Origin of the sequence: Streptomyces sp. NBC_01622, from assembly GCF_045209635.1 — a bacterium.
Taxonomy (GTDB): domain Bacteria; phylum Actinomycetota; class Actinomycetes; order Streptomycetales; family Streptomycetaceae; genus Streptomyces.
Map to the genome: position 1 here is coordinate 4,934,491 of NZ_CP109293.1, position 17,900 is coordinate 4,952,390.

At 70.6% G+C, this 17,900-nt stretch carries 15 protein-coding genes and 2 pseudogenes; 4 read left to right on the forward strand and 13 right to left on the reverse strand.

Annotated elements, in window-relative coordinates:
• Positions 1-167: 167 nt before the first annotated feature.
• The 3 genes from OH768_RS22150 to OH768_RS22160 all read right to left on the reverse strand — a co-directional run bounded on the left by OH768_RS22150 (position 168) and on the right by OH768_RS22160 (position 4,154).
• On the reverse strand, positions 168-1,019 hold the full coding sequence (locus OH768_RS22150; protein WP_406456162.1) for an alpha/beta fold hydrolase: 852 nt from the start codon (positions 1,017-1,019) through the stop codon (positions 168-170).
• Between the two features lie 553 nt (positions 1,020-1,572).
• Positions 1,573-3,210 carry an ABC transporter permease gene (locus tag OH768_RS22155; protein ID WP_406456164.1) on the reverse strand — a complete coding sequence of 546 codons (1,638 nt, stop codon included), beginning with the start codon at positions 3,208-3,210 and terminating at the stop codon, positions 1,573-1,575.
• Positions 3,207-4,154: an ATP-binding cassette domain-containing protein gene (locus tag OH768_RS22160; protein ID WP_406456166.1), complete on the reverse strand. Its 948-nt coding sequence runs from the start codon at positions 4,152-4,154 to the stop codon at positions 3,207-3,209. Before OH768_RS22160 ends, OH768_RS22155 begins: the two co-directional genes overlap by 4 nt.
• Before the next feature lie 304 nt (positions 4,155-4,458).
• Here OH768_RS22160 and OH768_RS22165 point away from each other — a divergent pair, with 304 nt between their 5' ends.
• Positions 4,459-5,220, forward strand: a complete 762-nt coding sequence (locus OH768_RS22165) for a DUF6544 family protein (protein WP_406456168.1) — start codon at positions 4,459-4,461, stop codon at positions 5,218-5,220.
• A 300-nt stretch (positions 5,221-5,520) separates the two neighbouring features.
• Here OH768_RS22165 and OH768_RS22170 read toward each other — a convergent pair whose 3' ends face one another.
• From OH768_RS22170 to OH768_RS22200, 7 genes and pseudogenes are all read right to left on the reverse strand, one after another.
• Positions 5,521-6,390: a hypothetical protein gene (locus OH768_RS22170; RefSeq protein WP_406456170.1), complete on the reverse strand. Its 870-nt coding sequence runs from the start codon at positions 6,388-6,390 to the stop codon at positions 5,521-5,523.
• A 768-nt stretch (positions 6,391-7,158) separates the two neighbouring features.
• Positions 7,159-7,539: pseudogene (locus tag OH768_RS22175) on the reverse strand (hypothetical protein); the annotation flags it as partial.
• A gap of 546 nt (positions 7,540-8,085) precedes the next feature.
• Positions 8,086-8,571: pseudogene (locus OH768_RS22180) on the reverse strand (RNA polymerase sigma factor); the annotation flags it as partial.
• Positions 8,564-8,707: a hypothetical protein gene (locus tag OH768_RS22185; protein ID WP_406456172.1), complete on the reverse strand. Its 144-nt coding sequence runs from the start codon at positions 8,705-8,707 to the stop codon at positions 8,564-8,566. The gene OH768_RS22185 and the pseudogene OH768_RS22180, both read right to left, overlap by 8 nt.
• Before the next feature lie 116 nt (positions 8,708-8,823).
• Positions 8,824-9,939, reverse strand: coding sequence for a DUF475 domain-containing protein (locus tag OH768_RS22190; protein WP_406456174.1), 1,116 nt, complete (start codon positions 9,937-9,939; stop codon positions 8,824-8,826).
• 187 nt (positions 9,940-10,126) lie between these two features.
• Positions 10,127-11,257, reverse strand: coding sequence for a GNAT family N-acetyltransferase (locus OH768_RS22195; RefSeq protein WP_406456176.1), 1,131 nt, complete (start codon positions 11,255-11,257; stop codon positions 10,127-10,129).
• A 176-nt stretch (positions 11,258-11,433) separates the two neighbouring features.
• On the reverse strand, positions 11,434-12,621 hold the full coding sequence (locus OH768_RS22200) for an MFS transporter (RefSeq protein ID WP_406456178.1): 1,188 nt from the start codon (positions 12,619-12,621) through the stop codon (positions 11,434-11,436).
• A gap of 71 nt (positions 12,622-12,692) precedes the next feature.
• Between OH768_RS22200 and OH768_RS22205 the strand changes: the two genes are divergently transcribed.
• The 3 genes from OH768_RS22205 (at position 12,693) to OH768_RS22215 (ending at position 15,180) form a co-directional block, all read left to right on the forward strand.
• Complete coding sequence (locus OH768_RS22205; RefSeq protein ID WP_406456180.1) at positions 12,693-13,667, forward strand: ArsR/SmtB family transcription factor; 975 nt, start codon at positions 12,693-12,695, stop codon at positions 13,665-13,667.
• A gap of 58 nt (positions 13,668-13,725) precedes the next feature.
• The gene (locus OH768_RS22210) at positions 13,726-14,229 is read left to right on the forward strand and encodes a glutathione peroxidase (protein WP_406456182.1); all 504 of its coding nucleotides are present in this window, start codon (positions 13,726-13,728) and stop codon (positions 14,227-14,229) included.
• Positions 14,230-14,307: 78 nt separating this feature from the next.
• Positions 14,308-15,180 carry a MerR family transcriptional regulator gene (locus OH768_RS22215; protein ID WP_406456184.1) on the forward strand — a complete coding sequence of 291 codons (873 nt, stop codon included), beginning with the start codon at positions 14,308-14,310 and terminating at the stop codon, positions 15,178-15,180.
• A 160-nt stretch (positions 15,181-15,340) separates the two neighbouring features.
• Here the strand turns inward: OH768_RS22215 and OH768_RS22220 are convergent, their stop codons facing one another.
• From OH768_RS22220 to OH768_RS22230, 3 genes are all read right to left on the reverse strand, one after another.
• A complete protein-coding gene (locus OH768_RS22220; RefSeq protein WP_093628465.1) occupies positions 15,341-15,550 on the reverse strand; it encodes a DUF397 domain-containing protein in 210 nt (69 codons plus the stop codon).
• Between the two features lie 241 nt (positions 15,551-15,791).
• Positions 15,792-16,649, reverse strand: coding sequence for a helix-turn-helix transcriptional regulator (locus tag OH768_RS22225; RefSeq protein ID WP_262062656.1), 858 nt, complete (start codon positions 16,647-16,649; stop codon positions 15,792-15,794).
• Positions 16,650-17,004: 355 nt separating this feature from the next.
• A complete protein-coding gene (locus OH768_RS22230) occupies positions 17,005-17,757 on the reverse strand; it encodes a GPP34 family phosphoprotein (RefSeq protein WP_026150485.1) in 753 nt (250 codons plus the stop codon).
• Positions 17,758-17,900: the final 143 nt, after the last annotated feature.

The following is a 17,900-nucleotide window of genomic DNA, read 5'->3' on the forward strand; positions in this document are numbered from 1 at the left end:
GTCTTCACGCCAGCCGCCCGTTGCCCGGGCACCGTTCCGGTGTCGTGGACGGGTGGACGTGCGCGTGGACGCCAATGCACATCGTGATCTCGTCAAATCAGTGAGTTCGGCTCGGTGCGGAGAGCGCCCCGGTCCGTGGTGGTGGACCGGGGCACTTGCCGCGAGCGTCAGCCGACCGCCTCGGCGGCATCCCGGATGAGATCGGCGACGATCCCGGGGTGACTGAGCATCACGACGTGGGACGAGTTCGGCACTTCGACGACCTTGCGCGCGTTGGCACGGCTGTACATCCAGCGCTCGCAGGCCGGCGGGATCGCCTTGTCCTGGCCGGCGACCAGCCCCCACACCGGGATCGTCTTCCAGGCCGCGGCCGTGGTCGGGTAGATGAAGGAATCGGCGTCGAACGGCCGCTGCGTGGCCTGCAGCACCCGGAAGTCGGCGGCGGAGATGTCGGCCGCGAAGGCCGTATGGCCGTCCTTGCTCAGATACAGATCGGTCCCGGTCGTGCCGTCGGCCTTCGTGTACGGCACCGGCACGCTCACCGGACCGACCTCGCTGCCCGGGAACTTGGTGATGAGCTCGCCCTGCGTCTCGCCGACGTCGGGCACGAACGCGGCGACGTAGACCAGCGCCTTGACGTTGCTCTTCCCGGCGGCGGCGTTCGTGATGACCGTCCCGCCCATGGAGTGCGCGACCAGCACGACCGGTCCGCTGACGGAGTCCAGCAGGCTCGCGATGTAGGGGGCGTCGGTCGGAATGCCCCGCAGCGGGTTCGACCCGGAGATCGTGGTGTAGCCCTTGTACTGCAGCTCCTTGATGGTGGCGTTCCAGCAGGAGGAATCGGCGTAACCGCCGTGCACCAACACGATCGTCGGCTTCACCTTCGGTCTCTCCTCACCGGTACCGGTTGCGGCCGCCGCCGCGTCGGCCGTTCCTTCTGAGCCGGCTATCAGCGCCGCCGACCCGGCCAGCGCCGCTCCGGCGGCCAGTATCTGACGGCGGGAAACCTCGGTACTCATGGGACTCCTCAAGCATTGGGGTTGGGGGAACGGGTCTGATGGAGACCTCGCCGCTGAGCTGCCACGCGAGGGCGGCGGCCTTATGGATCTTCCGGTCCGTTGGCGCGGGCCTTCGGGATGCTCGGCGCCTGCCGTCCCCCTTTGACCGAGGGCGGCGGGCGCCACCTGAACGGGGGGCCGTCAGGAGTTCGGCCCGGTCGGCTGGCTCAACCGCGCATGGCCGAATTTGATCGGTGCGGCATGCCATGGACCCTATGAACAGCGCTTTTGCCGTGGCATCAGTCATGTGACCTAGATTCCGGGGCCGGCGGCCCGGCAGCCGCCTTCAGCTCTTGACTTGAAGCTTGTGGACGTTCACGTATTACGTAATTCCCCAGCTCCGGGCGCCGGTGGCGTCTACTCGACCGGCGGTTCGGCGGGCTTGTAAGTGGGGTTCTTGGGGCGCTTCGGGCGGTAGCCGGAGCTCGGCAGCGACGAGGCCCGCATCCTCCTTCAGCCGCACCTCACGGAAGATCTGCGGCAGGCCCGCCAGAGTCCCCGACGCGTCGGGAGGTCAGGCCGGGAGGGCCAGGTTGCGGTGGCGGGATGTGACGATGCCGACCACCGCGAGGGCGGTGAAGGCCACGAGGAGGGTGAGGACGGGGGCCATGGTGATCGCGGCGGCCGGTGCCTTGGGGGTATGGGTGAACGGCGAGAGGTCCTGGGCCCACTGGGGCCATTTCAGGCTCGGGCCGAACAGCGGGCCCAGCAGGACGGACGCCATGACCACGGTCCAGGAGACCGGGCCGGCCCACCGGGGCAGCAGCCCGACCACCGCGACCACGACACCGCCCAGCACCAGGATCCCCGGCAGCTGCGCGAGCGCGGCCGTCGTCAGGTCGCCCAGCTGGGCGGCGACACCTCCGCCCAGCGTCCGGCCTGCCGTTACTCCCATGCCGACCGCGAAGAGCAGGAGGAGCCCGGCGGCGCCGAGTACGGCGTTCATGATGTGGCCCGTCACCCACCGTGCCCTGCTCACCGCGGTCGCCAGGACGGGCTCCAGATGGCCCTCGGTCTCCTCGGCATGCATACGCAGCAGGATCTGCACCGTGTAGATCGCGGCGGCCATGCCGGCCATCCCGATGATCGAGGTGCGGTAGGCGTCGACGATCCGGTCCGTGCCGCCCACACGCGTGTACCAGTCGCGGGCAGAGCCGTCCATGTCCGCGACCTCGCCGCCGATGGCGCCGAGGACCAGGCCGAAACCGAGCATGCCGACCGCCCAGGCGAGCAGCGCGCCGCGCTGCAGCCGCCAGACCAGCCCGAACGGGCTGAGCAGCCCGGGCGCGGCTTCGGTGCGGCCGCGCCGCTCGGTGAGCATGCCCCTGCCGACATCACGTCGGCGCACGAGCGCGCCGGCCACGGCGAGCAGGACGGTGAAAAGGACGGCGAACAGCGCGAGCGGCCACCAGTGGTCGCCGCCGAACGGCCGCATCTGCTGGCCCCAGCCGATCGGGGACCCCCAGGACGGCCAGGCACTGACCACCCGCAGCCCGCTCGCGTCGGCCCGGCCGAGCATGTTCCCGACGCCGCTGAGCAGGAAGGCGAGCCCGAGGACCGCCGAGGCGATACCACTCGCCCCGCGCGTGGTGGACAACAGCTGTACAGCGATCGCGGCAACACCGGCGAACACGATGCCCACTGCGCCGACCGACGCGCCGGCCGTGACCGAGCCCGCCATCGGCTGACCGTTCACGATCATCGTCAGGCCCAGCAGTGCCGACAGCGCGATGTTCGCCCCGACCGTGACGACGACTCCCGCGGCGAGCCCCGCGTACCGCCCCACGACTGTCGCGCCGAGCAGATCGGCGCGCCCGGTCTCCTCGTTCTGGCGGGTGTGCCGCACCACGGCGAATGTGCTCATCAGCGCCGTGAGCACCGCCAGCGTGAGATAGCCGCGGACCAGCGTGTAACCGCCGACACTGGCGCCGGAGGCCAGGCCGAGCATGCGCATCGCCGCGTTGCCCGCCATGAGCTCGGTCTGTTCGATCACGTCCTGACGCGTGGGGAGACCGCTGACGCTCATGGCCGTGATACCGGCCATGAAGGCGCTCAGCCCGAGAATCCAGGCAGAGAGGGTGAACCGGTCGCGCCGCAGCGCGAGCCGGGTGAGCGCGACCGTGCCGGTCAGCCCGGCCGCCCGCCCGGTCATCGCGGACTCCCCCGGCCCGCTTCGGAGTCCGAGAGGCCCGCTGCGGCGTCCGGGACGCGGGTGTCGTCCCCGTAGTGGTGCAGGAACAACTCCTCGAGCGTAGGTGGCGAGCTGGTCAGAGTACGGACGTCGAACGTCACCAAACGCCGCAGCACCTCACCCAGTTCACCGGGGTCCACACTGAACCGCGCACGGGTGTGGTCCCTGCTCAGGTCGTGCACCCCGGGCACCTGGCCCAGCGCGTCGATCGGCTCGGCGGTCTCGACGGTCACCGTCGTACGGGTCAGATGGCGCAGCTCGTCGAAGGTGCCCGACTCGGCGGTCCGGCCCGCGCGGATGATGGTGACGCGGTCGCACAGCGCCTCCACCTCGGACAGGATGTGGCTGGACAGCAGCACGCTCCGGCCGGCCCCGCGCAGTTCCCGGACCACCTCCTGGAAGACCGCCTCCATCAGCGGGTCGAGGCCGGAGGTCGGCTCGTCCAGGAGATACAGCTCGACATCGGAGGCGAGGGCCGCCACGAGGGCCACCTTCTGCCGGTTGCCCTTGGAGTAGGCGCGACACCGCTTACCCGGGTCGAGCTGGAACCGCTCCAGCAGGTCGGCCCGGCGCTTGCGGTCGAGGCCCCCGCGCAACGTGCCCAACAGGTCGATCACCTCGCCCCCGGTGAGGTTCGGCCACAGATTCACCTCCCCCGGCACGAACGCCAGCCGGCGGTGGAGCGAGACCGCGTCCCGCCACGGATCCCCGTCCAGCACGGAAACCGCCCCGGCGTCCCTGCGCAGCAGTCCCAGCAGGACCCGGAGCGTGGTGGTCTTGCCGGCGCCGTTCGGCCCCAGGAAGCCGTGCACCTCCCCGGTCCCAACCATCAGGTCGAGACCGTCGAGGGCCCGGGTCGCGCCGAACTCCTTGACCAGTCCGGAAACCGAGATCGTCGCATTCACGGCCGCTCACCTCATGGCGAGCATGCACACACAAAGCGGCCTCGGGGTAGGGCCGAACCGTCCCGGGTCCCGGGCCCATCGTCCTGAGTGGCGGGCAGGCGGCATGTGGGGACAACCGTCCCGAGCGGCAGGACTCACGGTACTTGTCCGCCAAGTCCCCCAAGGCGTCGCATGGAGGTGGTGCCGCGCACGGCGGCACCACGCCAGAGAGCCAGGGCCGATGATCAGTACACGCGCAGGAACAGGCCTCGGGAGTCCGGGCGAGAACCCGCCCCGGCCGAAAGACCGCCTCTACGACCGGCTGATGGCAGACGTCGCCGCCGCCGGCCTGCGGTCCGGTCGCCCCGAAGGTGTGGTGACCGACGCCGACCTGGCCGGGCTGCCGGACGCCGTGCAGCGCTACATGCGGTTCATGGGCGTCGTCGGCAGGCCCCGCGACTGGTCGTTCCTAGCCCGCTTCGTCGGCCGTTTCCGCATGCGGCCTGACGCCGACTGGGCAACGGCGGAGGCATGGCAGTACAACTCCGCCGTCGAGATCGCCCGCGTCTTCGTCCTGCGGATCCGCCTCGCACACCTGGTACCGGTCGTCGGCCGGGACACGTACGTCCACGGACGCGGGCGGATGCTCGTCAAGCTGATGAACCTCGTCCCCGTGGCCGACGGCAAGGGCGAGGAGTTCGACCACAGCGAGCTGATCACCTATCTCAACGACGCCATCCTGCTCGCACCGTCGATGCTCCTCGGCCCTGCCGCATCGTGGACAGCGGTCGACGACCGCGCGTTCGACGTAACACTCGCCGATGCGGCGCAGTCCGTGACAGCACGGGTGTTCCTCGACGAGCGCGGCGCTCCCGTCGACTTCCACGCCGACCGCTACGCCACGCTGCCAAGCGGCCTGACCCTGGCTCGCTGGAGGACCCCGGTCACGACCTGGGACACCGCCCCATCGCCGCGGCCACTGCCCGGCCCGGCCATGGCCATCTACGACCTGCCCGACGGGCCGTTCCCCTACATCGAGGGCCGGTTCGTGCCCGGCACGGTGGCCTACAACGTCGCACCCGGCTGAGGCGGCGGCCGCCCGCCGATAGGCCGACAGGGACCCGACGCTGCACCACGCCGTGCGGCAGCCCCGTGAGACGGAGCCCTACCTCCTCGGCCGGTGGGCCGCTCAGGACGTGAGGTGGTCAGCTGTGGATACGGCTCGCTCGTCGCCGCTCGCCAGGCGCGGCGGACGCGGCGCGGGTGTCGGGCGTCGAGGTCTCGCAGGACGTCGACGACGACGTCCACGAGCGCTTCGTCCTCGGCGGAGAGTGCCGCATGCCAGGCCCGGACCAGGTCCGCGACGGCGGATCCGACCGCCGACTTGTCATCCTCGGCCCGTACGGTCGCCCGCGTCGCGAGTGGGCCCCGGCAGCTCGTACGGCGCTGCCGTCGCCGCCCAGTAGCGCCGTTCGTGGTCGAGGACACGCAGCAGCGGATCGCGCCGGGCGGGCACGGTGTCCGGTGCGGCGTCCACTACGGCGTCCGGCACGGGCTCGTCGAGGAGTGCCGCCAGCGCCGCGGCGTGCACATCCAGCACCCGGTCGTACCGTGCCGAGCCGAGCGCGTCCGGCGCGGCGGTCACCGGTACGGGCCGCCCCAGCCGGGCCGCGAAGGCGTGCAGGGCCCGGCCGTACTCGGCGGGGCGGTCGTCCGGCGCGGCGACGACCGAGGGCAGCGGGTGCTCGGCCAGGTCGGTGAAGAGGAGCGAGACACGGTCGTCGCGGTGGCGGCGCAGCAGATGCGGCCACACCCCGGAGGACCGGGCGAGCAGCAGCAGCCGTGCCGGTCCCTGCTCGACGGGCCGGGCGATCAACTCCGAGGCGGCGGCGGCGATTTGCCCGGTGCGGCCTTCGGCGTAGTCGACGACGAGCAGGGGACCGCGGAACGCGTGAATGCGGTCGAGCACCGGCTCGGGCACCTGTTCGGCGAGCAGACCCGCCGTCCAGCCCTCCGCCCCGGCCTGTTCGACGAGCCGGATCGCCAGTCGGGTCTTGCCCTGGCCGCCCGGACCGGTCAGCAGCCGCGCGGCGAGATGGTCCGGCGCCGCCAACCAGTCGGCCAGGCGCGGCAGTTCGTCGTCGGCCCGCGCAAAGGGGACCACGCCGTAGTCGGCCTGCAGCAACATGCTGGGCAGCGGCTCGGCGGGCAACTCCCGCCGGGGAGGGAACAGATCGGGGAGCAGCAGCTCCGGCACCAGTTCGGTGATCCCGTCCGCCAGCCGCCGTACATCGTGCCCGAGGGCCCCGGTGGGTGATGTGCACCGCCTGGCAGTGCGCCAACCGTGCGATGTCCGGCGGGAGTTCGTCCGCTACGACGAGAGGAGCGCCGTCGAGCGCCACCTGCACCACGGGGATGTCCCATTCGAAGGAGCGGCGGATCTCCCGGCGTACCCAGTCGTCCTCCCGGTACACAAGCCGTAGGCCGCTGTCCGGGTCCTCGGCGAACCAGTCGGGCCCGATGAGCACCAGCACGATCCGGGTCTCCTCCAGGGCCTGCCGAATCGCCTGCGGGTAGAGCTCGCCGGGCCGCATCGACACACAGTCGCGGAAGACCCGCCCGGGACCGAAGGCGCGTGCCAGCGACTCGTAGCACGCCGCCGCTTCGTATCCGGTGTCGGCCGTACGGTAGTTGACGAAGACATCGACGGTGCCATGACTCACCGGGGTGCGACTCCGTTCGCGGAGAGGTCGAGGTCCGCCTGCTCGTGCAGTGTGCCCCATCGGCCGGGCCCGGAAGCGAGTCCGCTCAAGTCCTGCCCGGCAACGGTGTACTTGTTGTTCGGAAGTTGCCGGAGATGGCCCTGGCGGATCAGCAGCGACAGGGCTGATTCGTCGATCGTTCCGAACCTCCCCAGGGAGCGGGCGATCTGGGTCCGGGACACCACCCCGTGCGGTGCGTGTGTGACCACTTCGAGGATCTTCAGGGCTTCCCGGGTCGCGTCCGGGGCATAGGAGACCGGCCGGCCGGTGCCCACCAGGCCGCGCCGGTTGAGCATGAGGTCCATTCCCGTGAATTCGGTGAGGACGGCGGCTGTCCGTTCGGGCGCCCACGGCACTCCGTCGGGATGGTCCGCCGGGCTCCAGGAGCCGGTCCGTCCACGCGCCCTGCCGTGCCGGACCAGACCGAGGTCCTCGACGGTCACGACACGGCCGAGACGCTCGGTGAACAGGTCCGCCAGCACCCGTGGCACCGGATCGCGCGGAATCTCGCCCGAGTCGATCCAGCGCCGTACCCGCGAGGTGTCGGTCGACAGCTGGGGGCGTCCCATGGCCGCCGCCTGCCGGTTGACCAGCCGAGCGAGTTCGCCCTTGGACCAGCCGGCCAGACCGAAGAGGTCTTGCAGGCGGGTGTTCGCGCCGGGAGCGGCGTGCCGCGGGTCGGGCGGCTCCGGGCGCTCGGCCTGACCCCGTTCACGCTCGCCCTGGCCCCCCTTTCGCTCGCCGCGCGGAGAGCCCTGTTCCCTGCCCTTCAAATCCCCGGCCTCCGAAGCGACACCGGAAGTGGTGCCTCGCGTGGTGAACGACCGTACGAAGCGGCTCATCGCACGCGACCAGAACCGCGCCCTCCCGCAAGCGTCCAGCAGCCTCCTGAGACGCGCGCCGGAGCTGCCGTCCGGAGTGGGGCGGCAGACCCACCAGACGACCGCGCACCCGGTCAGGGAGGCCAGGGACGCCAGGAGCACGACCCCTGGCGAACGCTCGTACACCGCAACGAGCACGGCCCGTCCTTGGCGCCACCACCGTCCCGCCGACACCCCCGGCCCCCCACCGGGTTGCCCGGCGGGGTCGGTGCGCCGCAGCCGGCCACCTAGGCCGCCGCCCGCCGCCATGAATCCGATGGCGGCGACCACCGCCGCGGCGAGGGCCGCGCGCAGCAGCACCATGCCACGCGAGACATGCGTGGCGACGGTGCCCGGGGCTCTGTCCATGAGGGTCGCGGCCTCTGCCAGCGTGTGGTCCAGCGCCTTCGTCGTCCATACGGCGGTGCGCTGCGGGAGCGTCAGGCCGGCCAGGGCCTGTTCGACGGCCCGGCGGTTGCCGACCAGTGTGGTGAAGTCCGGGCAGCACGCGGGGTCGAAGCGCAGCGGGTCGGCCGTACGAAGGGTCTCCAGCCGACGGTGTTCGGCACACCGCCGGGCCTGGTTGGCCGCTTCGGTGCGGATCACGACCCGTAGGTAGCCGACCGGATGTTCGATGGCTGCCGGATCGCGCAGCGCCTTGGTGAAGGCGGTCTGCACGATGTCCTCCGGCGAGACGACCGACTCCGGTACGCCACGGGCACGGAGCGCCTGCCGGGCGGTCGCCGTCAGACTGGTCCGGTGGTTCCGGTACAGCGCGCCCAGTTCCTCGGCGGTCACCGGCTTCCGCTCAGTCATCGTCGTCCTCCCGCCGCGGGCGCGCGCCGCACGCGTCGCAGAGACCGCGGTTGCGACGGGCCACGCTGTCGAGCCAGCCCTTGACGGCGGGGGCCAGCGGGGCGAGCACGGACAACAGTGCAGCAGCGAGCTCCACTGCCCAACCTCCCTTGCGATGCGGGCCGTTGGCGCTCAGGGGGCGCGGTGGCCGTTCAGGGAGGAGAGGTGTGGGCCCGCCGTTCTCATGACGTGCCGTGCAAGATTTTTTCCCGGCTACGGCACCCTCGCCGCATCCGCGTCCTCAGCCGCCGCCGTCTCCCCCGCCTCCCCGAGCTCCCGGTTCCGGCGCACCGACGACCAGAACGACCAGCCGATCAGGAGGACGCCGACCAGGCCGGTGATGACCTCGTTGATCTGGTACTGGATGGTGATCATGAGGATCACGGCCAGGGCACCGATCGCGTAGTGGGCGCCGTGCTCCAGGTAGACGTAGTCGTCCAACGTGCCCTGGCGGACCAGGTACACCGTCAGCGAGCGGACGTACATCGCGCCGATACCGAGGCCGAGGGCCATCAGGACGATGTCGTTGGTGATGGCGAAGGCGCCGATCACACCGTCGAACGAGAACGACGCGTCCAGGACTTCGAGGTACAGGAACATGAAGAACGCGGCCTGGCCGGCGAGGACCACCGCCGAGCGGTCGCTCTCCCGCTCGCGTTCCTCCTCCGCCTCCAGGCGGTCTTCGAAGTAGCCCGAGAGGCCGCCGACGATCATGTACGTGATCAGGCCCGCGATGCCGGAGACGAGAACCGTCTGTGCCTTGTCCGCGTGGGCGCCGCCGTGCTGGTGGGCGTGCGTCGCGAAGGTGAAGGACGTGATCAGCAGGACGATCAGGGCGAGGCAGACCGAGAGCATGTCGACCTTGCCGAGCCTGGCGAGGGGGCGTTCCAGCCAGCCCAGCCACTTGATGTCCCGGTCCTCGAAGATGAAGTCCAGGAAGATCATCAGCAGGAACATGCCGCCGAAGGCCGCGATCGCCGGGTGGGCGTCGGTGACCAGCTGTTCGTAGCGGTCCTTGTCGGTCAGGGCGAGGTTGACCGCGTCGATCGGGTTCTTCTTCGCCGTGACGGCGACGATGACCACCGGGAACGCCAGCCGCATGCCGAACACCGCGATCAGGACGCCCACCGTGAGGAAGATCTTCTGCCAGAAGGCGGACATCTTCTTCAGGATCCCGGCGTTGACCACCGCGTTGTCGAAGGACAGCGAGATCTCCAGGACGGCCAGGATCGCGATGACGCCGAACGCCGTCCAGCCGCCGTACCAGACTCCCAGGGCCAGGCCGATCGCGGTGACCGCGAACGACCAGCGGAAGGTCTTCAGAAGCACGGGTTGCCCCCTCCTGTTGTCGCGCGGTCGCCCGCGGGCCGGGCATCCGTCAACAGCCCCGACCATCATCGGCGTTGTCTACCACGGCCGCCTGTCGTACGGGTGACGGGGCGGACCCCGGGCACGAAAAAGGGGCCCTCGACGTCAGCGGTCCAGGGCCCCTCCCGGAGTTGATGTCGCCGCGTCGTCACTTCTTGAGTGCCGCCCGGCCCGACGTGCGCAGCGCGCCCACCGTCTTCAGGAGGCGGTCCGCGGGGTCGCGCAGGGACTGGTGGGCCAGGACCGTGTTGCGCAGGCCGCGGACCGGGCGGCGCCACAGGCGGTGGGCCGTGGCCACCGGGTGGGGGCGGGTGGCGAAACCTTCCCCCACGCGCAGCTCGCGGGTCTTGAGCCAGTCCTTCCACTCCTTGTCGCCGCGCCCCAGGTCCATGAGCCGCACGCCGTGCCGGCCCGCCTCCTCAGCCATCCTGAGGTGCATGATCAACCCGGGCGAGTAGTAACGGAGTTCGGGGTCGTACGCCGTGAACCAGGCCGCGAACAGGGTGCGGGACGTCGGCCCGAAGTGGGCGGCGACCGGGCGGTCCCCGGCGTAGAGGACCGACAGGATGCCGGTGAAGTGCTCCTCGCGGACCCGGAAGAGATGGTCCACCAGGTCCACGATCCAGGGGCGGGCGAAGCGGTCCATACGGCCGGTCCTGCGGTACTGGGCGGACTTCCACCGCATCAGCGTGTGCAGCACCTCGGGGTCCCGGTCGTCGTAGACGAACCGCATCTCGCCGAGGTCGCGGCCGAGCCGGCGTTCCTTCTTCAGCGTCGTCTTGGCGATGCCGGGGTACGCGCCGCGCAGCCACTCGGCGTAGGGGACCTCGCCGTCGCCGTCCTTGAGGTCGATCACCGGGGAGGCGAAGGTGCCGGTGACATGGCGGCCGAACGGCTGCTGTTCCTCGACCAGATGGTCGAACTCGAAGACCGACAGGCCGCAGGCGCGCAGGAGTTGCTGGACGTCCCAGGTGACACCGGGCCGGTGCACCAGGGCCTGGCAGTCGGAGAGCCCGAGGCCGATGGCCCGGCCGACGCCGACGGGGTTGCGCTCGTACGGGAAGAAGCCGACCGGCTCCCCGCCCTCGTGCAGCACCGCCACCTGCGCACCGCCGCGGTGGCGGCCGACGCCGTCCGCGAACTCCGGTGCCAGGAAAGGGTTCGCGTAGTCCGGCGACTCGTCCATCGCCTTGTGCCAGGCCTGGCGGAGCGAGGTGCTCAACTCCTCCGGTCTGTGGATCGTGATGTCCGCCTTGCCATTGGATCGCATGGATCGCATGGGCGACCGTCCCCCCACATTTCCCCCACGACGCGTCGTCCGCGCCCTTGCCTACACGTCCCACGGTACGACGAGACACGAACAGTTCGGCAGGTCTCAAACGTCGCGAAACAGTACGGACGCTGTCAAGGATGCCTGTGGTCACGGAAAAGCACGGATCGCCCGCCCGGGAACGATCAGGACACGCCGGCGGAGGCGGTCACCGGCCGGTCCTGCCGGGCGCATGCCGCCAACCCCCCTGTCACCGCTGCCGATCCGGCCGCCATCAGGGTCATCGCCGTTCCAGGGGAGGTCAGTTGGGCCGCCGTGCCCGCGAGGGCCGCGCCTACGCCCTGCATGGTGAGCAGGCCCGCGGAGCGCAACCCGAGGGCGTGGCCCGCGAGTTCGTCGGGCGTGAGCTCCATCAGACGCTCCTGGAGGACCAGGCTCGCGCCGTAGCCGACGGAGCCGACGCATACGGCGATCGCCGCCCACGGCATGCCCGGCCGCAGCGCGAAGAACAGGTACGGCGCCGCCAGCAGGAGGCGCAGCGGGATGTCGAGGCGGGCGCGCAGGGCGGCCGGTACGAAGCGGCCGAGGGCCAGGTCGCCGGCGAACATGCCCAGCGCCGCGCTCGCGAACAGCGTGCCCGCGGACCCGGGGTCGTAGGGGACGTAGAGGGATTCGCAGCCGACCACCAGGCCGTTGGGGACCCACAGGCCCAGGTAGGTGAGGCGGCGGGGGCGGGAGGACCACAGGAGGGCGTTGGTGCGCCAGGTCGCCGTGACGGACGGGCGGCCCACGGCGCGGGGTGGGCGGGCGGTCAGGCAGAGGCGGGTGATGAGGGCCGTGGTGGCGTAGAGGGCCGCCGCCAGGAGCAGACAGACGCGCGGGGAGAGCAGGGCCAGCAGGGCGCCGCCCGTCGCGAAGCCGGTGACCTGCATCAGACCCGTGGCCATGTTGAACACCGAACGCCCCAGCAGGAAGCCGTTCTTGGGCAGGATCTCGTTCAGCAGGCCTCCGCTCACTCCCCCGCCCAGCGAGGCGATCAGGCCCTGCGCGAACACGATGCCGAAGGCCGCCCCGATCGGCAGGCCGGGCAGTGCCAGCAGTGCCGTGCAGACGGCGAAGGCGGAGTTGATGCCGGCCAGGGTGGCGCGCGGGGGCAGCCGGTCGGAGCCCGAGAGGAAGAAGGTCGCGCCGAGCATCTGGGCGAGCTGCGGCCCGAACATGCTCACCGCCGACAGCAGCGGCGAGTTCGTCGCCCGGTACACCAGCGTGGCGAGCGCCAGCCCGCTGATCGTCTGGGCCGCGTTCTGGACGGCGTAGGAGAGGAAGAACGGCGTGTACTCGGGGGTGCGGAAGAGCTCACGGTAGCTGCGCATGCGAGGAGTCTGCGAGGGTGCGCGCGGGGGTCGTATTCTTTCGCGCGGACGCGAAACACCGGGGGGTGCCGATGGGTTGGTGGCAGGTCAACGCCGACACCCTCGCCCGGAGCCGGTTCGTGCTGTCGTCGTTCACCGAGACCTTCGCCTCGCTGAGACTGCTGCACACCGGTATGGCCGCGCACCCCGGCGAGCAGGTGTGGCTGCGGGACCATCTGCCGGGCTACCGGCGGCTGTTGGCGGCCGAACCGGTCACCGGGCTGCTGGTGCGGGCGGGCCTCGGACGGGTCTGGACCGCCGACTTCCTCGCGCCCACGCCGAGGGACCGGGAGCCGTTCGAGGCGGCCGTCGCACGGGTACGTACGGCGCCTCCCGCCGCCGCACGGGCGAACCTCACGGTCTCCCTCGCCGGCCCGCTCCCCGCCGCCCTGGAGCGCGACGATCTGCCCGAGCGGGCGGCCCGGCTCCTGGAGTACGTCTGGGAGGAGACCGTACGGCCGTCCTGGGAGCGGCGCCGGCGCGTCCTGGAGGCCGATGTGATCGCGCGCACCGCGCAGGTGAGCCAGGGCGGCTGGGCGGCCGTACTGGACGCGCTGCGGCCCGGGCGGACGCGGTGGCTCGGGGAGAACCGGCTCCAGGTCAATCTGCACGAGTATCCGCCGCGCGAGATCTCCGGCGCGGAGCTGGTCTTCGTGCCGGTGACGTCGAACGGGTCGAACGGCGGGTGGGTGTCCTGGGAGGAGCCCGACCGGTACGCCATCGTCTACCCCTGCGCGGGCGCGCTCGCCGACCATCGCGGGCGGCCTGTGCCCGCGGCCCTCGGCGCGCTGCTGGGGACTGCCCGGGCCGGGGTGCTGGTGCTGCTCTCCTCGCCGATGAGCACCAGCCAGCTGACCGCCGTGACCGGCCAGGGGCTCGGCTCGGTGGGCCGGCATCTGAAGGTGCTGCTGGACGCGGGCCTGGTGGAGCGGCGGAGGGCGGGGCGCTCGGTGCTGTATTCGCGGACGGCGGCGGGAGAGGTCGTAGTGGAGGCTGCCGGTGTGTAGGTCCGGAGGCGCACGGGCCGCCGACGAGAACGACATTTACCGGAGTTAGCATCCGGTTATGACGACTACAGACAACACGGGTCCCCTCGCCGTCGAGATCGGGTCGCTCAAGGGCGGCTCGGCGGACCTCTCGCAGTACGCCGGCCAGGCCGTCCTCGTGGTGAACGTGGCCTCCAAGTGCGGGCTGACCCCCCAGTACACGGGCCTCGAACGGCTCCAGGAGCGGTACGCGGCACAGGGCTTCACCGTGCTCGGCGTGCCCTGCAACCAGTTCCTCGGGCAGGAGCCCGGCAGCGCCGAGGAGATCGCCGAGTTCTGCTCGGCGACCTACGGCGTGACCTTCCCGCTGACCGAGAAGGTCGAGGTCAACGGGGACGGCCGGCACGAGCTGTACGAGCGCCTCGTCGGCTTCGCGGACGCGGAGGGTCACACCGGCGACATCCGCTGGAACTTCGAGAAGTTCCTCATCGGCCGCGACGGCACGGTCGTCGCCCGCTTCTCCCCGCAGACCGAGCCGGAGTCGGCGGAGATCGTGGCGGCGGTGGAGGGTTCCCTCGCCTGAGAAGGTGTTGACCTTGCCCCTGGGGCAGGGCTGAGCGTCCTTGTCGCCGGGCGGACGGAAACCGCCCGGTGACGGAGGATGGCTGGGGTGGACGACGAACTGCTCACCATCGGCGCGTTCGCGGCCAAGGCACGGCTTTCGGCCAAAGCGCTGCGGCTGTACGACCGGCTCGGGCTGCTGTCCCCGGCCCGGGTCGACGAGGTCAGCGGCTACCGCTACTACCGCGCCGACCAGGTCGAGCGGGCCCGGCTCGTGGCGCTGCTACGGCAGTTGGACATGCCGCTGGCCCGGATCGCCGTGCTGGTCGAGGCGGACGGAACGGACGCGGCCGAACTCCTCGCCGCGTACTGGACGGATGTCGAGACCCGGATCGCCGGGCAGCGCACGCTCGCCGAGTACCTCCGTGCACGCCTTTCGGGGAGGAGCTCCGAGATGTACGGAAAGTTCGTGGTCGAGACGGTCGAGGTGCCGGAACAGGTGCTGATCACCGAGACCAGGCACACCCTCGCGGACGAGTTGCCGGCCTGGATCGGGGCCTCGCTGGGACGCCTGGAGGCGGCGGCGGAGGAATGCGGGGGCGTGAGTGCCGCGCCCTTCGTCGTCTACCACTCCGAGGTGTCGATGGAGAGCGACGGCCCTGCCGAGTCCTGCGTACCGGTCGCGGACGAGGCGGCGGCCCGGGCGTGGGCCGCGCGACAGGGCCGGACCCGGCAGACGGCGGTCCGGGTGGAACCGGCCCGGCGGCTGGCGTACACCCGCATCACCAAGTCGCAGGTGGCGCACCCGCAGATCATGGCCGCTTTCGAGGCGGTGGAGCAGTGGGTCGCCACGGAGGGGCTGCGGTACGCCGGTCCGTGCCGCGAGGTGTACTTCGCGGACTGGTCGGCTGCGGGGCCCGGGGACGCGGTGTGCGACGTGGCGTTTCCGGTGGAACGCGATCCGTCCCAGTAGCCGTTGCACGGGCTCAGCAGCCGTAGAACCGGCGCCCGTTGGCCGTGGCATGGGCTCGGCAGCCGTCGCCGCGTGGCCATGGCCGAGCCCCCTCGGCCGGGACGGCGGGCCAGTCGAGAGGGCTCTTTCGGTGTACCTATGAAATTGGAGTGATCATCCGTCACGCGAGGCCGACAGCCCCCCTGCCGACCTCGGCCACGAACGCGTTCCACGCGTCGACGGGGAACGCCAGCGTGGGGCCGTCGAGGGTCTTGGAGTCCCGTACGGCCAACGCCGCGAGAGCTGGGGACTTGACCTCGACACACGCGCCGTTTCCGGCCGAGTACGAGGACTTGATCCAGTTGTCGTTGGCGCCTTGCTGAATTGCCATTTTTGCTCCGGTTACGCCAGTTGATGAGTCGCTGTCACCGCGCGTCCCGTCCGGCCACGAACACTCCGGACGTACAACACGGTTTGCGCCAACGCCTGTTGCTCGATGGCGTGATCGACGCTACTCGCCAACATCGGTAGGCGAAGCGGCCATTCACTCGACCGGGTGGCATATTCCCCTGGTGCTTCCATCCTGGCTGGCGGAAGGTGTAAGGTGCGGCACCTTCCGCCGGACGGGCCACTCAGCGGGCGTACTCCTTCGCGATGTCCGCGATGAACTGGTGCGACTGGTCCACGTTCAGGGCCTGGGCGCGCAGATGCTCGTACATGACGCTGTACTTCTGTACGTCGGCCGCCTTCTCCAGGTACAGGTCGCTGGTGACACCCTCGATGTACACGACGCTGGAGTCCGCCGCGTCGGGGAACTCCAGGATGGCGTACTGGCCGTTGAGGCCGGGGTGCGCGCCCACCTCGTACGGCAGCACCTGCACGGTGACGTGCGGGAGTTGGGACATCTCGGCGAGATTCTCCAACTGCTCGCGCATCACCTGGCGGCCCCCGACGACCCGGCGCAGGGCCGCCTCGTCCAGCACCGTCCACAGGCGCAGCGGGGATTCCGCGGCGGAGACACGTTCCTGCCGGCGCAGCCGCACCTCCACCCGCTTCTGGATGTCGCTCGGCGAAGTCTCGGGCAGCGCACCCCGGATCAGCGCCTCGGCGTAGGGCCGGGTCTGCAACAGGCCCGGGATGATCTGGGGTTCGTAGGCCCGCAGTGACGCCGCGTCCGTCTCCAGGCCGATGTAGACGCTGTACGGGATGTCGCCGAAGGAGTGCCACCAGCCCTGCTGGCGCGAGTCCTTGGCCATCTGCATCAGCGAGTCGACGATCCGGACGTCCTCGACCTCGTAGACCCCGCACAGATCGCGGACGTCACGCTGACTGATGCTGCGCCGGCCGTTCTCCAGCCGGCTGATCTTCGACTGCGACACCAGCAGCCGCTCGGCGACCTCTTCGGCCGTCATGCCCTTGAGCTCTCGGAGCCGACGCAACTCCTGGCCCAACCGGCGTCGCCTGACGGTGGGATTGACACTTGACGCCACGGGAACGTGCACCTCCGGCTGCATGCCTCTGCTTGCCACTGCTTGCTGCTACTTGCCGCTACTTGCTGCTCACTGCTTGGCACTTTGCGTATCTGCTGTTGAGCAGACTGCCACCAAGGTGGTTTCTACCGCTGGGAAACGGTCGATATGCGGCAGGTACGAGCCAGGTTCCGGTTGCCCACGGCGTCCGTAGATGCGGCCGAGCGGGGTGGAGTGACGTTACGTCTACTCCACCCCGCTCGGACCAGCGGCTCCCGAACCGGGTCTTGGGGACTGACGGTGCGGCGGTACTGCGTGTACTGCGGTCGTGCGGTCCTGTCGTGACTGATGCGGGCGTGTGCCGTGGAACTGCGGCTCAGTGAGCCACGGCGCGCGCCATGGTGCCGCGGTGCGGCTGCATCGGAACACCACGAGCCGGTTCCGGTGGCCTTGATCCGGGCGCGGCCTGACGGCCGGCCGGGGCCGGGCTGCGGCGCGGCTGTGCGGCCACGCCGTTCTGGACGTCCATCACGGCGTGCGCCACGAGTCCGCCCATGGGGTCGTGCCTGATCAGGTCCCGCAGCCGGGAGCGGGACGAACGTCCCTCGTTACCCGGATACAGGTGCTTGCCCAGACCCACCGCGTGCGCCAGTGCGGCGAGCGCGGCGGTCCGCGGGTCCGGCGGTACGCCGGTGCGGATCGCGGAATCGAGTCGGCCCCTGATCTCACGGCTGATCTCGTTGTCCGTCGCCTGATAGCGAGTCGTGGGCAACACCCCGCACATCTGTCCCGCCACGGCATGCACCATGCCGCACCGCTCCAGATGCGAGAGGTAGGTCTGGCGAAGTCCCAGTCGGGGCCCGCCAATCCAGTTCACTGCACGCACGGGAGCGCCACGCCTTCGCAGCAACTCCAACGCGCAGTCCAAAGTCGGATCTCCGGTCGGCCGTGGTACCACCACGGCGATACGATCCCCGTCTGGGGCTATCCGTCCGGCCAGCGCCAGCTCCACTAGCTGCGCTCCGGCCAGACCGAGGTCGAGCGACTGCGGCTGTGCAGTGGTGCCCGTGGCCGGGTCCAATGCCAGCAGTAGAAGCTCTTCCGGAAGAGTTCTGCGGCTCCTGCCCATCCATGCCTCCCCGCGTGGATGAATGACAGGGTGACCCCTCTCACATTGGTCTGTCGAGGGTGCGTGACCGCTTCGTGATGGAACCGGCAGGTATGTCGTTCTCGTCTACCGCAGGGGTTAAGCCCGCACACAGGACACTGGTA